This window comes from Streptomyces sp. NPDC127098, assembly GCF_042722465.1.
In the GTDB taxonomy this organism is placed as follows: domain Bacteria; phylum Actinomycetota; class Actinomycetes; order Streptomycetales; family Streptomycetaceae; genus Streptomyces; species Streptomyces millisiae.
The window spans coordinates 160279-174997 of record NZ_JBHXFJ010000004.1; the positions used below are offsets into that span (position 1 = coordinate 160279).

The following is a 14719-nucleotide window of genomic DNA, read 5'->3' on the forward strand; positions in this document are numbered from 1 at the left end:
AACACCCGGACCGGTGATGGACCGCCGATGCTCAGTCGGTGGCCGGGGCGAGCCGGTAGGCGGTGCCGGGCGTGGCGGTGAAGGCGACGACGCCGGGTTCGGGGCGGGTGACGGCGACCCGCCGGCCGCCCGCCGTCACCTGGACGGAGGAGGCGGTGCGGACGGTGACCAGGCGGCCGTGGCCGGCGCGCAGCACGGCGTGGTCGAGCCGGCCGCCGGCCCAGGCGAGGTCGACGGTGTGGCCGCCGCGGGCGGCGAGTCCGGTGGCGCGGCCGGCGGGCAGTTCAGGCGGCAGCGCGGGCAGCAGGTGGAGCTCGTCGGTGTGGGACTGGAGCAGCCACTCGGCGATGCCGGCGGTGGCGCCGAAGTTGCCGTCGATCTGGAACGGCGGGTGGAGGCAGAAGAGGTTGGGGGCGGTGCGCTCGGGGGTGAGCTGGTCGCGCAGCAGCTGGTAGGAGCGGGCGCCGTCCTCCAGACGGGCCCAGAAGTTGATCTTCCAGGCGAGGGACCAGCCGGTGCCGGCGTCGCCGCGCTGCTCCAGGGTGACGCGCGCGGCCCTGGCGAGCTCCGGGGTGCCGCGGACGGTGATCTGGTTGCTCGGGTGCAGGCCGTAGAGGTGCGAGACGTGCCGGTGGTGCTGTTCGGGCGCGATCGCGTCCCAGTCCTCCTGCCACTCCTGGATCTGGCCCTGGGCGCCCACCTTGGTCGGGGCCAGCCGGTCGCGCAGCCGCAGCACCAGTTCGCGGAAGTCGGCGTCGGTGCCGAGGAGTTCGGCCGCGTCGGCCACGGCCTGGAAGAGGTCCCGCAGGATCTGCATGTCCATGGTGGGGCCGGCGCAGACCGAGGCGTCGGGGTGGTGGGCGTTCTCCGGGGAGTTGGAGGGGCAGGTCACCAGGTGGCCGGTGTTCGGGTCCTCGACCAGCGAGTCGGTGAAGAACCGCGCGGCCTCGCGGAGCACCGGGTAGCGGCGGCGCAGCGCCGCCAGGTCGCCGGTGAAGCGGTAGTGCTCCCAGACGTGCAGCGCCATCCAGGCGCCGCCGGTCTGCCACATGCCCCAGAACGGGCCGTCGACGGGCGCGGTGCCGCGCCAGAGGTCGGTGTTGTGGTGACAGACCCAACCGCCGGCGCCGTACTGGACGCGGGCGGTGTGCCGGCCGGCGACGGCCAGGTCGTCCAGCAGGTCGAGGACCGGTTCCATGGTCTCGACGAGGTTGGTGGGGCCGGCGGGCCAGTAGTTCATCTCGGTGTTGATGTTGATGGTGTACTTCGAGTCCCAGGGCGGGCGCAGTTGGTCGTTCCAGAGGCCCTGGAGGTTGGCCGGCTGGGTGCCGGGCCGGGAGCTGGAGATCAGCAGGTACCGGCCGAACTGGAAGAGCAGCGCGACGAGTTGCGGGTCCGCGCCGCCGGTGCTGTCGGTGCCGTCGGCGAATGCCGCGATCCGCTGGTCGGTGGGCAGGTCGGCCGCCGAGGTGGCGCCCACGTCCAGGGTGGTGCGGTCGAAGTACCGCCGGTGGTCGGCGACATGGCGGGAGCGCAGCCGCTCGTAGGGGCGGTCGGCCGCGGCGCGCAGCGGTTCCAGCGCGCGGCGTTCGGCGTCGCCCGTCAGGTCCTGGTAGCCGCGGTGGTTGGTGCCGACGGAGACCAGCAGGGTCACCGCGTCCGCCTCGGCGACGGTCAGGGTCCCGTCCCGGCTGGTCACCGTGCCGCCGGTGGCGCGCACCGTCGCCAGGGCGCGGAACCGCATCTGGCCCGCGATCCCCTCGAAGGTCTCGCCCGTGCCGTCCAGAGCGACAGTCAGCGGGTCGGGCGAGTGGGGCGTGGCGCCCGGGTGCGGGCCGTCCAGCGCGGCGGTGAACGAGATCCGGCCGCCGCGGCTCGCGGTCAGCCGGACGACGATCACCTGGTCGGCGCCGCTGGCGAAGACCTCCCTGGTGTGGGTGACGCCGTCGCGCGTGTAGCGGGTGCGGGCCACGGCGGTGGTGAGGTCGAGCTCGCGGCGGTAGTCGGTCGCCGCCCCACCGGCGGGGAACGTCAACCGCAGGTTTCCGACCGGCTGGTACGGCAGTTGACCGAGGGGCGTGCCCATGAAGGAGCTGTCGATCAGCTCCTGCGCGCCCGCCCAGTCGCCTTCGAAGACCCGGCGCCTGATCTCCGGCAGGGCGGCGAGCCCCTCGGGCGCGGCGGGGTCGTAGGGGCCGCCCGCCCAGACGGTGTCCTCGTTGAGCTGGAGCCGCTCCTCCTCGACCCCGCCGAAGACCATGGCACCGAGCCGGCCGTTGCCGACGGGCAGCGCCCGGAGCCATTCGCCCGCGGGCTCCGGGTACCAGAGCCGCAGCCGGTGGTCGGCGGCGGTGGCGGTGCTGGTGGCGGGCGTGGGGGCGGCGACGGCCGGGGCGTTGGCCGCGCCCACGGCGGCGGCGCCGGCGGCGGCGGAGAGGGCCAGGAAGTCTCTGCGATCGGTGTGGGGGCGCACAGGTGTCCCTTTCTTTACCGGGGTGGTACCGGGGGAGGTGACGCGCGTCGGCGATCGCCGTCCCGGGGGAGCCGGGGCGTGCGGGGGCGCTGTCGCGGCGGTGGGGACGGGCGGCTCCTGAGCGCCCGCCGGCGGCCCGGCTGTTCGGCCTGTGCGCTGTGCTCGGGCGACCCAGTGTCCACGACGGTAGAGATCCGATGTATCTGCCGTCAACCCTCGTGCGCGGGGCGGTTTCTGGCGTTCTCCGGCAGGCCGGGCGGGAATTGGTCGGATCACGTGGGGTGTCTACCCTGGTCGGCCATGGACCTGTCGCGTGCCGAACTCGTCGGCGAGGGGATGGAAGGCGCCGTCTACCGGCTCGGTGGCGGGCTGATCGGCAAGCTGTGGCGCGAGCGCGGCGTCGACGAACTGCGTCCGCTGGTCGACTTCTACCGGGAACTGGCCGCGCAGGGGCTGCCGTTCGCCACCCCGCTGATCGTCGAGGTGGCGGAGCGGGACGGCCGGGCGTTCACCGTGGAGCGGGAGTTGCCGGGCACGCCGCTGAGCGCCGCCGGCCTCGCGCCGGCCGCCGCGCACGACGCCGTGGTGGCCGTGGTGACGGCCTTGGCCGCCACCACGGCCGGTCCCGCGACCCGCGCGCTGCCGGTGCTGAACGAGCGGATCGCGGACCGCCCGGTGCTGCCCGAGCTGGTCCGGCGGCGGGGCGCCGCGTTCCGCCCGGTGCTGGCCGCTGCACTGCCAGGCTTCGACGCGTTGCTCGACCTGCTGCTCGACCGCCTCGACGGCGCTGCGGGCACGGGGCGGGCCGAACGGATCGTGCATGGCGACATCTGCCCGCCCAACGTCCTGGTCGACGCGGCGGGGCGGCCGGCCGCGCTGCTGGACTGGGGCCTGCTCACCACGGCCGGCGAGAATGCCTTCGACGCCGCCACCGCCGCCGCGTTCTTCGACATGTACGGCCCGGATGCTCCCGTTCACCACGAGGCGCTGGCCGGTCGGCTGGCCGAGACACTGGGGTACGACCGCGAGTGGCTGCTCGTCCAGCTGGCGGCCTACGCGGTGGCCGGCGCCTGCGCCTACGACCCGGCGGGTCGGGACGGGCACTTCGCCTGGTGCGTCGACGTGTTGGCGCGGGCTGATGTGCGGGCGGCGCTGGGAGTCGGGTAGGCGCTCAGGGCTCCCTGGGCGCGAACAGTTCCTTCTCCGAGGTGGCGGTGAAGGCCCGGTCCAGCCAGTAGGCGAGCTCACTGAGGTCGGTGCACGTCTGGATCCGGCGCAGGGAACTGGGCAGAAGGGCGACTCCGTGGGCGTCGAGCAGACGGAGGACCATCTGCCTGCGCTCTTCGACGCGAGCCCGGACGCTGCCCTTCTCCATGCCTTCCGCGATGCCCTCGGCCCTCCCCTCGGCCTTCCCTTCGGCCTTCCCTTCGGCCTTGCCTTCCAGGTACTTCTCCTCGATCAGGGTGCCCCGGCCGGGGAAGTAGATGGTCATGAGCGTTCTCCACAGCTCGCCTGCTCGGGTGTTCCCGAGGCCGATTTCCAGTAGTTGCGTGTAGTACTCGATGGACGTGGCGTCGGCGCGCCCGAGGGCGCGTGCAAGCGCGTCCAGTATGTCCCGGGCCTCGGGAGCGTCGCCATGTGTCAGAGCCGAGAACGCCGCCAGCGTCAGGTCCTGGGCGGCCTCGGCCGTGTCCGTGATGACCGGGACGTTTCCGGGGCCGAGGACCAGGGGGTTGAGGTGGAGCGATGCCCAGCCTTCGGTGCCGAGCCGGAAGGGGCCGGCCGCCCAGTCGGCGGTCGCCTTGTCCCGGCAGATCACCAGGAGCAGCGCCGGCAGCCGGTACTTCGATTTCAGGAAGCTCAGGTAGTAGGCCCAGCTGTTGACCTTGTCCGGGTCCTGCCTGGTCTGTGCCTCGATGGCCAGCAGCATCCCCTCGCCCTCGCTCGTGGTGAGGCGCAGCACGGTGTCGACCCGCCGCTCCAGCGGGCGGATCTCCGTCGCGTCTCCGCCCAGGACCTCCACCGTCGCGGCCTCCGGCAGCTCGACGCCCAGGATGCGGAAGACGGGCGCCAGGAGATCCGGCTGCTCCTGGAAGATCCGGTGTGCGGCCTCGTGTCGGGTTGTGACCATGATCAGACCTTAGGCCGTCATGATCACCGAATGCCGCCCGAATGGCCTATGTCCACTCGTTCGAGCGAGGTCGGGAAGGCCAGGTCAGAAGCGGTGCCCGCAGGCCAGGCAGGCCACGCGGTCGTCGGGGCAGGTGGCCCCGCAGTCGGGGCACTGCTTGAGCGCGACGGGGGTGCTCTGGGCTGCGAGTTCGGTGGCTGTGGTGGTCATACCTGGGTCGCTCTCTTCCGCTGTCCGGGGTCGCCGCGGCGCTCCCCCGCGCCGTGGCCGCCGCCCGCGCAGCGGCCGCAGGGGGAGGCGACGTCCCCGCCGTGGTGCTGGTCGACGTGGTGTGCGTACTGTTCCTGTGCACGTGCTTGATACCCGGTGAGCTGCGACTGCCACGTGCAGTCTGGATTGTCACATAAATACCGGTAGAAGGTCCGCGCCACGAGAGCGATGGAGATCACCTCTTTCCGCGACGATAGTGACCCGAGAGCGGGGGCGCGGGCCAGAGGGCCCGGTCAGCCGGTGTGGGCCCGGGCGAGGAAGTCGGTGACCAGCGCGAGCCATTCGGCGGGGGTCTCGACGAACGGCAGGTGGCCCGAAGGCAGTTCGGCGAACTCCGCGCCCGGGATGCCGGCCGCCACCGCGCGGTGCTGGTGCGGGGTCACCAGCAGGTCGTGGACGGTGGAGACGACCAGCGTGGGCACCGTGATCCGGCCGAGGTCGGGGCGGACGTCCAGGTCGGCCACGAGCCCGAGTTGGTCGAGCGCGCCGGGCGGCGCCGGGGCGCGGCAGGACTCGACCAACGCGGCCAGGCCGGCCGCGTCGAGCCCGTCGAGGAACGGGGTGCCGGGGCCGTGCAGCGCCGCCCAGCGCGCGGAGCGCTCGCGGTCGCCGCTGGTGAGCTGGTCCACCCAGTCCTCGACCAGCAGCCGCATCCGGGGGCCGGCGTGCGCGAAGGCGGCGGTCAGCACCAGCGCCGTCACCCGCTCCGGGTGCCGGGCGGCGGCGCGGACGGCCAGCGCGCCGCCGAGCGAGTAGCCGAGGACGGCGAAGGTGTCGAGGCCTTCCTCGACGGCCGTGGCCACCAGGTCGTCGACGAGGCGGTCGACGTTCAGCGACGCCGTGGCGCGCGGGGTGCGGCCGGAGCCCGGGTAGTCGGGGCCGACGACGGTGTGCCGCGCCGCGAGCCCGGCCAGGAGCGGGCCGTAGTTGCCGTCGATCGAGCCGGTGGCGCCGTGCGCCAGGAGGAGGCCGGGTCCCGAGCCGCGCACGACGCGGCCCAGGCCGGTGGAGGCTGAGGTGGTCATGAGGCCGAAGCTAGGACCTCACACCGGTGGCAGGGTCAAGCGCGGGTGGCGGGGATCACGGCACGGCCGCGTCCAGCGCGGCGGTGAGCCGGGTCAGCCGCTCCCGCAGGTCCACGACCTCGGCCAGCGGCAGCCCGGTGGCCTCGGCGATCCGGCGCGGGATCCGCTCGGCGTCCGCGCGCAGCGCGAGACCGGCCTCGGTGGGGCTGACGGTGACCGAGCGCTCGTCGTCCGCGCTGCGCCGGCGGCGCACCAGACCCGCGGCCTCCAGGCGCTTCAGCAGCGGCGAGAGGGTGCCGGAGTCGAGCCGCAGCAGCTCGCCGATCCGCTTGACCGGCAGCTCGCCGTGCTCCCACAGCACCAGCATCACCAGGTACTGCGGGTAGGTGAGCCCCAGGTCCCTGAGCACCACGCGGTAGACGTTGCCGAAGGCGCGGGAGGCCGCGTTCAGGGCGAAGCAGATCTGCTGGTCGAGGCGCAGGTACTCGGAGGTCATGGCTCCAGGGTAGCCGAGTCGCCCCCAATTTGGTTGCACGCAACTTAATAGCGTGCAATCATGTGCTGCGTTGATCGACGACGGGTCGACGGACGACGAGAGAGAGTGGGACACCATGAACGCGATCTACACCGCCGCGGCCACCGCCAACGGGCGCGACGGCCGCGCCGTCAGCACCGACGGGCAGCTCGACCTGGCGCTGGCCCTGCCGCCGGCCCTCGGCGGCGACGGCAAGGGCACCAACCCCGAGCAGCTCTTCGCCGCCGGCTACGCCGCCTGCTTCGCCAGCGCGCTGGCCAACGTCGCGCGCGCCGAGAAGACCGACGTCAGCGAGGTCTCGGTGACCGCCGAGGTCACCATAGGCAAGGACGAGGCCGGCTTCGGCCTCGACGTCGCGCTCCGCGTGGAGCTGCCCGAGGAGCTGGCCGGCGAGGCGGGCGAGAAGCTGGTGGAGCGCGCCCACCAGGTCTGCCCCTACTCGCGCGCCGTCCGCGGGAACGTGCCGGTCACACTGATCGTCGAGTAGCCGTCGCCCCCCGCGGACGCCCCGCCCGGTGCCGGAACACCTCCCGGTAGGTCGCCGGCGCCACCCCCGCGAGCCGGCGGAAGTGGTGCCGCAGGTTCGGCGCCGTGCCGAAGCCCGTGCGGTGCGCCACGGCCTCGATCGGGGCGTCCGTGGTCTCCAGCAACTCCTGTGCCAGGCGCACCCGTTCCTGGAGCAGCCACTGCAACGGCGTGGTGCCGAGCGTCTCCCGGAAGCGGCGCGCGAACGTGCGCTCGCCCAGGCCCGCCGCCCGCGCCAACTCGGCCACCGTCAACGGCTGTTCGAGACGGGCCCGGGCCCAGTCGAGCACCGGGCCGAGCCCCGCGCCGCCGCCGGTGACGGCCGCCGAGACCCGGCGCGGCTGCCGCGCGAACTGGGCCTGGCCGCCCTCCCGGTGCGGCGGCACCACCATCCGGCGCGCCACCTCGTTGGCCGCCGCCGCCCCGAGGTCGGCGCGCACCAGGTGCAGGCACAGGTCGATGACGGAGCCGGTGCCGGCCGAGCTCAGCACGTCGCCGTGGTCGATGTACAGCGGCGCCGGGTCGACCCGCACGTCGGGGAAGCGGCGCGCGAAGTCCTCGGCGTACAGCCAGTGCGTGGTCGCCCGCCGACCGCTCAGCAGCCCGGCCGCGGCCACGATGTACACCCCGGCGCACAGCGACACGATCCGCCGGCCGAGCTCGTGCGCCCGCCGCACCGCGGCCAACAGCTCCGCCGGCGGCTCCCTGGTCAACGCCGGGTCGCACGCCGCCACCACCACCGTGTCGGCGACCAGCAGTTCGTCCAGGCCGAACGGCGTCGGCACCACGAGCCCGTGCGCCGTCCGCACCGGCCCCGGACCGGCCGCGCACATCCGCAGCTCGTACCAGGGGTCGGCGATGTCCGGCCGGTCGATGCCGAACACCTCGCAGGGCACGGCCAGCTCGAAGGTGGGCAGGCCGTCGGCCACGGCCAGCGCCACCACGTGCCGCCTCGTGGAACCGTTCGCGCTCATGTCGGGAATTTATCGCACCACGTCGTTTCCGCCCATGGCCGGGGGCCGGCCGCAGGACCGACGCTTCCGGGGTGACCACGACACCCACCGAACCGGCGGCGCGCCGCCCACCCGTCGTCCCGCTCGTCGCGGGCCCGCCCGCCGGCCGGCTGACCGCCGCCCAGGGCACCGCCCTGTACATCGGCGCCGTGCTCGGCACCGGCGTGATCGCGCTGCCCGCGCTGGCCGCCGAGGCGGCTGGGCCCGCCTCCCTGCTGGCCTGGCTCGCGCTCGTCACGCTGTCCGCGCCGCTGGCCGCCACCTTCGCCGCGCTCGGCGCCCGCCACCCCGACGCGGGCGGCGTCTCCACCTACGCACGGCTGGCCTTCGGCGACCGCGCCGCGGCCGTCGTCGGCTGGTGTTTCTTCTTCGCCGTGCCGGCCGGGGCGCCGGCCGCCGCCCTGTTCGGCGGCGCCTACGTCGAGGCCGCCGTCGGCGGCGGCACCACGACCGTCGTGATCACCGGCGCGGGACTGATCCTCGCGGTCACCGGCGCCAACGCGGTGGGGCTGCGGCTCACCGGCCGACTCCAACTCGTCCTGGCCGGGCTGCTGGTGACCCTCGTCCTGGGAGCCACGCTGCTCGCGCTCCCCGAGGCCGACACCGGCAACCTCCAGCCCTTCGCACCACACGGCTGGGCGGCCGTCGGCACCGCCGCCACCCTGCTGGTGTGGAGCTTCGCCGGCTGGGAGGCGATCACGCACCTGGCCGGCGAGTTCCGCCGGCCGGCCCGCGACCTGCCGCGCGCCACCACCGTCGCGGTGCTGCTGATCGGCCTCATCTACCTGGCCGTGGCCTACGCCGTCGTCACCGTCCTCGGCCCGGCCGCCGCCGACACCGAGGCCCCGCTCGGCGAGCTGATGGCCCACGCCCTGGGCGGCGACGGCCGGCTGCTCGCCGCCGGGCCCGCGCTGCTGCTCTGCTTCGGCACCATGAACGCCTACTTCGCCAGCGCCGCCAAGCTCGGCGCCGCCCTCGGCCGGGACGGCGCGCTGCCCCCGTGGCTGGCCCGCGGCAGCGTCGCCGGCGAGGTCCCGCGCCGCAGCCTGACGCTGATCGCCGGTGGCTCGGCGATCGCGCTGGCCGTCGTCGTCGCGCTCGACCTCGGGCCGAAACCGCTGGTGCTGCTCACCACCGGCTGCTTCGTCACGGTCTACGCCGTCGGCGTGGCGGCCGCCCTCAGGCTGCTGCCCCGCCGCAGCCCCGGCTGGGCCGCCGCGCTCGTCTCCCTGATCGCGGTGCTCGCGCTGTTCCTGATGTCCGGGCGCTACCTGCTGTGGCCGCTGCTGCTCGCCGGTGCCGCCCTGCTCTACCTCAGGTTCCGTCGAAGCCACCACGCCTGACCGGGGGTTACCGTTCTGGGTGCAGGCGTGACCACGGCGGACCGGGAGGCATCACCATGCGAGGCGGCGGAACCCACATAGTGGCGAGGGCGATCGGGGCGGCGGCGCTCGTCCTCGCCGTCGGCGGCTGTTCCCTCGACGAGGCCGTCGAGGAGAACGACGAGGCCAACGCCCCCAGCGCCCCGGCCGAGTCCGGCACCGACGCCCGACTTCCCGGGCTGCCCACCGCCGACGAGGCCCGCGACCTGCTCGCGGGCCTCACCGTCGCCGAACCCCGCCCCATGACCGGCTACTCCCGCGACGAGTTCCCCCACTGGACCACGACGGACGGCTGCACCACCCGCGAGACCGTGCTGGCCCGCGACGGCGCCGACGTCACCGTGGACGACGACTGCCAGCCGACGTCCGGGAGTTGGTTCAGCGCCTACGACGGCGAGACCTTCGACGACCCCGGCGACCTCGACATCGACCACATCGTCCCGCTCGCCAACGCCTGGCGCTCCGGCGCCGACTCCTGGACCGACGACCGGCGCGAGGAGCTGGCCAACGACCTCACCGGACCCCAGCTCCTCGCCGTCAGCGCCGCCAGCAACCGCTCCAAGGGCGACCAGTCCCCGGACGAGTGGCTGCCGCCCGCCGAGGACTTCCACTGCGCGTACGCCGCCGCGTGGACGGCCGTGAAGGACACCTACGAGCTGACCGTCACGGCCGCCGAACGCGAGACGCTCACCGCGGCTTTGGACGGTTGCGCTGGCTGACGCCGCGTCGCGCGCAGTGCCTGCGGCAGCCTTGGCCGGACGGCCGGCGCGCTGCGGCACAGCACGTGCCGGTGCGCCGCACCGGGACGGCGGCGGGGCGCCGGGGCGGCCCCAGCCGCCCCGAGGGTAGGCCCTGGCGCGCCGAACGCCGCCGGCGGCGTCCTCCGCGCGGACCTTCGAGGCGGTCTGGGCGCCAGCCCTACACCGCGCCAGCCCTTACAGCCCGTTGGCGCGGGTGATCTCCGAGAACCAGTGACCGCTGTCCTTCAGCGTCCGCCGCTGGGTCTCGAAGTCCACGTGCACGAGCCCGAACCGCTTCGAATAGCCGTGCGCCCACTCGAAGTTGTCCAGCAGGGTCCACACGAAGTAGCCCCGCAGGTCCACGCCGTGGCCGATCGCTCGGTGCGCGGCGGCGAAGTGCCGCTCCAGGTAGGAGCGGCGGTCCTCGTCGCGCACCCGCCCGTCGGGCGTCACCTCGTCGGGGAACGCCGCGCCGTTCTCCGTCACGTACAGCGGCAGCGGCCCGTACTCCCGCCACACCCGCACCAGCGTCTCGTGGAGGCCGTCCGGGTCGATCTCCCAACCCATCTCGGTCACCGGCACGCCGGGCCGCTTCACGAACTCCACGTCCTCCGAGCCCACCCAGTGCGAGGGGTGCCCGGGACGCGCGGTGCCGGCCCGCACCACGTGCCGCGAGTAGTAGTTGATGCCGAGGAAGTCGATCGGCGTCGAGATCACGGCCAGGTCGCCGTCCCGCACGTGGTCGGTGCCCGTGACCTTCGTCAGGTCCTTCAACACGTCGGCCGGGTAGGAGCCGCGCAGCAGCGGGTCGAGGAAGAAGCGGTTCATCAACCCGTCGATGCGGCGCGCCGCGTCCCGGTCCGCCTCGGCCGGCGTCGCCGGGTCCACCGGGTAGAGGTTGACGGTGGTGCCCAGGTTCGTCGCGCCCTGCGCGCGCAGCGCCCGCACCGCGAGGCCGTGGCCGAGCAGCAGGTGGTGCGCGGCCCGCACTGCCGCCGCGCCGTCGGTGCGGCCCGGCGCGTGGTGGCCGCTCGCGTAGCCGAGAAACGCCGCGCACCACGGCTCGTTGAGCGTCGTCCAGTCCTCGACCCGGTCGCCGAGCCGCTGGTGGATCAGCGCCGCGTACTCGGCGAACCGCTCGGCCGTGTCCCTGGCCGGCCAACCACCGGCGTCCTCCAGGGTCTGCGGCAGGTCCCAGTGGAACAGCGTCACCCAGGGCTTGATGCCGTGCTCCAGCAGCCCGTCCACCAGCCGCTGGTAGAAGTCGACGCCGGCGCCGTTGAGTTGGCCGCGCCCCTCGGGCTGGATGCGGGGCCAGGCGAGCGAGAACCGGTAGTGGCTCACTCCCAGGTCGGCCAGCAGGCTCAGGTCCTCCGGGTACCGGTGGTAGTGATCGTCCGCGACGTCCCCCGTGTCGCCGCCCGCCGTCCTGCCAGGGGTGTGCGAGAAGGTGTCCCAGATGGACGGCAGCCGGCCGTCCTCGTGCACCGCGCCCTCGATCTGGTAGCTGGCGGTCGCCGTCCCCCAGACGAATCCGTCCGGGAAACGCACCTGGCTGAGGTCCTGTGTCATGGCGGGAAGACTTTCTATGACATGTCTACGAGTGTCTGTGAGAAAACGCGCGAATCACGCCCGAATCACGGCACGCCGGGAATCGCGCTGAGGTCCTGCGAAGGGTAAGCCACGCCCGCCCGCGGCCGACCCCCACCTCACCCGCCTCACCCGGCGCTCACGCCACCTGCCGCGGCGTGACCACGTCCGGACCCACACCCCGGCTGGCCCGCGCGGGCCGCCGCCCCCGCCCCGGTCAACAGCCGTTCGCAGCCGGGCAGTTCGGGAATGACCGCCGGGTGGAAGCGGAGGCGGCCGTCAACGGTCCCCGGCGGGGGCACGTCCGGGGCACGGAGGAAGGCCGGGTTGACGCCGCCCCCGGCGGCCGCCGGCTCAGCGCGGCGAGCGGTACCGCTCGGCCTTGTCCAGGATCGCGGTGAAGCGTTCCCACTGCGCGGCGGCCTCAGCGGTCGGACCCACGGTGAAGTCCTCCGGGTCCAGGAAGTCCAGCCGTTCCCGCGTGGCGGGATCGAGGTCCCGCCACGCCGCCTCATCCTGCGGTGACCGAGCCACAGTCGGTGCCCCATGCCGTTGTCAAGCCAAAGCCATCAGGCCCGCCGGAGGGGTGGGACGAGGGACGCTTCCTCGCGCCTCCCCGGCCGCCGGGCCAACGACTCTAGCGCGACCTCAGCCCAGGCGCAGCAGCCTGTCGGTGAAGCCGGGTTCACTCAGCTCCTCGCCGAGCGCCACGGGCACGGACGCGCCGCCGACGGTCACCGTGCCCACCTCGGTGCCGGCGTCGGCCGTGCCGGGCACGCCGTCCCCGCCCGCCGCCAACTCGACCCGCACCTCGAGGCCGTCCCAGCCGGCCGCCGTCACGTCCTCGGTGACCACCAGCGGAGTGTGCCCGCCGAGCCCGTCGTCCACGTAGCCGATCTCCTGGCCCGCGCTGAACACCGTTTCCCCGCGCAACCGCTCCTGCGCGAACTCGATCAGCTCACGCCCCGCGTTGAGGGCCCCCGTGAGGATCGAGTTGTTCACCGCGTCCGGTGGCTGGGCCAGCACCGCTCCGATGATCGTCTGCTGCTCGCCGCCGATCTCCTGCACGGCGGCGAACAGCAGGTTGCCGCCGGCGGCGGTCGTGGTGCCGGTCTTGATGCCCACCACGCCGCTGCCCGGCGTGACCAACTGGTTCCAGTTCGGATGGTTCTCGCCCTGGCTGTCGTCGTAGGAGAAGCTCCCGACGATCTCCCTGAACACCGGGTCCTCCATCGCGGCCCGGCCGAGCAGCACCTGGTCCTCGGCGGTGCTGACGGTGTCGGAGTTGAGGCCGCTCGGGTCGGTGTAGGTGGTGTTCTCCATGCCGAGCTCCGCGGCGGTCTCGTTCATCTTGTCGACGAACGCCTCCTCGGAACCGGCGTCCCAACGGGCCAGCAGCCGCGCGACGTTGTTCGCGGACGCGATCATGATCGCCTGCAGCGCCTCGTACTGCGAGATCTCCGAGCCGGCGGTGACCTCCACGGTCGACTCGCCGTCGTCGCTCAACCCGGCGTCCTCCTCCGCCTGTTCGTCCACCGGTATGGCGGCGCCCGGCGAACCGGACTCCATCGGGTGCTCCCGGAGGATCACATAGGCGGTCATGACCTTCGCGACCGAGGCGATCGGCACCGGCTGCTGCTCGCCCGAGGTGCCGAAGTCGCCCAGGCCCTCGACCTCGAGCGCGGCCTGCCCGGCGGCGGGCCACGGCACGGACGGCGCCTCGCCGTCGAAGGTGAAGCTCTCCGCGGCGGTCAGCGTGAGTCCTGGCTCCGGCAGCGGCCGCAGCGACTGCGCGACGACGAGGACGATCAGCAGCAGCACCGCGAGCGGCGTGTAGATCTTGATCCGCCGGATCGCCGTCCGCAGCGGCGTCGGCGGCGGCGCCGGCCGGTTGGTGAGCGCGGCCAGCAGCTCCAACGGATCCCGCTCCGCATCCGCCGGCGGCGGCGGAACGGACGGCATGGGCGGAGCGGGCGCCTGCGCGGCGGGCGCCGGCGGACTCTCGGGCCTGGGCGGGGCGGGCGCGGGCGCCTTCGCGGCGGGCTTCGGCGCCACGTCCGGGGCGGGCGGGGTACGGAGGTGTGCGGTCGCCTGGTCGGCCGGCTTCGGCGTCTCCTCCTCCGGCGCGCCTGGCGCGCCAGGCGCGTGGAGGTGCGTGGTGGCCTGGTCCGTCCTGGGCTTGCTGTCGGCGGGCACCCGGAGGAACGTCGTGGCCTGGTCGACGGCCTTCTCCTCCCGAGCCTCCTCCCGCTCCGTCTTCGCCTCGTCGGCGTCGGTCGGCACGCGCAGGAACGTCGTCGCCTGATCGACCCCGTCCCTCGCCTGCTCCGGCAGCCGCAACACGGTGGTCCGCTCCCCACTGGGGGCCTTGCCGGCCGGGCGCGACCCGTCCCCTGCGGGGCGGTCCGCCGCCGGCCGGTCGCCACCGCCGGCGCTCCGCGCGGCGGGCAGCGACGGTGCGCCGTCCTCCGCGGGGCGTTGCGCGGCCTTGTCCGCCGCGCTGGCCGGGGCAGTGCCTGGCTCCCCGTCAGCGGTGGTCTCGCCGGCCTGCTGGCCGTCGCCCGTACCGGACGTGGCGCCCGCTGCGGCGTCCGTACGCGGCGCGGCGGCTGCCGGTGGCTGGTCGGCCGTGCTCGGCTCCTCGTCGGCGCCGGTCGTGCCGGCCTGCCGGCCGTCGTCCGCGGCTGGCTTGTCGCCGTCGCCGACCTCCGCGGGCCGTCGCGTGGCCTCGTTCGCGGCGCTTGCCGGCTTCGCAGGCGCCGATCCGTCGGCGTCCGCGGCCGGCTTGTCGCCGTTGTCGGGGGCGCCTGGCTCTTCGCCTGCGCCGGTCTTGGCGGCCCGCTGGCCGTCGTCCGCGCTCGGCACGGCATCCGCGGCCGGTCGCGCGTCGGCGTCCGCACGGTCGGCGTCCGCGGCCGGCTTGTCGCCGTTGTCGGGGGTGCCTGGCTCTTCGCCTGCGCCGGTCTTGGCGGCCCGCTGGCCGTCGTCCGCGCTCGGCACGGCATCCGCGGCCGGTCGCGCGTCGGCGTCCGCAC

General features: G+C 74.2%; 13 protein-coding genes. 4 read left to right on the forward strand and 9 right to left on the reverse strand.

From position 1 onward, the window contains the following. Window positions 1–31: 31 nt before the first annotated feature. Complete coding sequence (locus ACFWI8_RS04885) at window positions 32–2473, reverse strand: glycoside hydrolase N-terminal domain-containing protein (RefSeq protein ID WP_387085747.1); 2442 nt, start codon at window positions 2471–2473, stop codon at window positions 32–34. A gap of 300 nt (window positions 2474–2773) precedes the next feature. Here ACFWI8_RS04885 and ACFWI8_RS04890 point away from each other — a divergent pair, with 300 nt between their 5' ends. Continuing rightward, complete coding sequence (locus tag ACFWI8_RS04890; RefSeq protein WP_387085750.1) at window positions 2774–3640, forward strand: phosphotransferase; 867 nt, start codon at window positions 2774–2776, stop codon at window positions 3638–3640. 4 nt (window positions 3641–3644) lie between these two features. Here ACFWI8_RS04890 and ACFWI8_RS04895 read toward each other — a convergent pair whose 3' ends face one another. The 4 genes from ACFWI8_RS04895 to ACFWI8_RS04910 form a co-directional block, all read right to left on the reverse strand. Continuing rightward, a complete protein-coding gene (locus tag ACFWI8_RS04895; protein WP_387085753.1) occupies window positions 3645–4604 on the reverse strand; it encodes a hypothetical protein in 960 nt (319 codons plus the stop codon). 84 nt (window positions 4605–4688) lie between these two features. Further along, entirely contained in the window at window positions 4689–4814 is a 126-nt protein-coding gene (locus ACFWI8_RS04900; protein WP_311602724.1) for a hypothetical protein, read from the reverse strand. A 293-nt stretch (window positions 4815–5107) separates the two neighbouring features. Further along, on the reverse strand, window positions 5108–5899 hold the full coding sequence (locus ACFWI8_RS04905; RefSeq protein ID WP_387085756.1) for an alpha/beta fold hydrolase: 792 nt from the start codon (window positions 5897–5899) through the stop codon (window positions 5108–5110). 55 nt (window positions 5900–5954) lie between these two features. Continuing rightward, the gene (locus tag ACFWI8_RS04910; protein WP_311602720.1) at window positions 5955–6395 is read right to left on the reverse strand and encodes a MarR family transcriptional regulator; all 441 of its coding nucleotides are present in this window, start codon (window positions 6393–6395) and stop codon (window positions 5955–5957) included. 115 nt (window positions 6396–6510) lie between these two features. On the opposite strand from ACFWI8_RS04910, the gene ACFWI8_RS04915 reads away from it, so the two are divergent. Beyond that, window positions 6511–6921 carry an organic hydroperoxide resistance protein gene (locus ACFWI8_RS04915; RefSeq protein ID WP_387085877.1) on the forward strand — a complete coding sequence of 137 codons (411 nt, stop codon included), beginning with the start codon at window positions 6511–6513 and terminating at the stop codon, window positions 6919–6921. Here ACFWI8_RS04915 and ACFWI8_RS04920 read toward each other — a convergent pair. After that, window positions 6902–7933: a helix-turn-helix domain-containing protein gene (locus tag ACFWI8_RS04920; protein ID WP_387085760.1), complete on the reverse strand. Its 1032-nt coding sequence runs from the start codon at window positions 7931–7933 to the stop codon at window positions 6902–6904. The genes ACFWI8_RS04915 and ACFWI8_RS04920 overlap by 20 nt on opposite strands. Window positions 7934–8004: 71 nt before the next feature. Here ACFWI8_RS04920 and ACFWI8_RS04925 point away from each other — a divergent pair, with 71 nt between their 5' ends. Continuing rightward, complete coding sequence (locus ACFWI8_RS04925) at window positions 8005–9315, forward strand: APC family permease (protein WP_387085763.1); 1311 nt, start codon at window positions 8005–8007, stop codon at window positions 9313–9315. A gap of 80 nt (window positions 9316–9395) precedes the next feature. Beyond that, a complete protein-coding gene (locus ACFWI8_RS04930; RefSeq protein WP_387085766.1) occupies window positions 9396–10073 on the forward strand; it encodes a DUF1524 domain-containing protein in 678 nt (225 codons plus the stop codon). A 216-nt stretch (window positions 10074–10289) separates the two neighbouring features. Here the strand turns inward: ACFWI8_RS04930 and ACFWI8_RS04935 are convergent, their stop codons facing one another. The 3 genes from ACFWI8_RS04935 to ACFWI8_RS04945 all read right to left on the reverse strand — a co-directional run. Further along, window positions 10290–11666, reverse strand: coding sequence for a GH1 family beta-glucosidase (locus tag ACFWI8_RS04935; RefSeq protein ID WP_387085769.1), 1377 nt, complete (start codon window positions 11664–11666; stop codon window positions 10290–10292). Window positions 11667–12038: 372 nt separating this feature from the next. Next, entirely contained in the window at window positions 12039–12218 is a 180-nt protein-coding gene (locus tag ACFWI8_RS04940) for a hypothetical protein (RefSeq protein WP_132930458.1), read from the reverse strand. Between the two features lie 114 nt (window positions 12219–12332). Further along, window positions 12333–14719 (reverse strand): D-alanyl-D-alanine carboxypeptidase family protein (locus ACFWI8_RS04945; RefSeq protein ID WP_387085772.1); only part of this gene is annotated, 2387 nt, incomplete at its 5' end.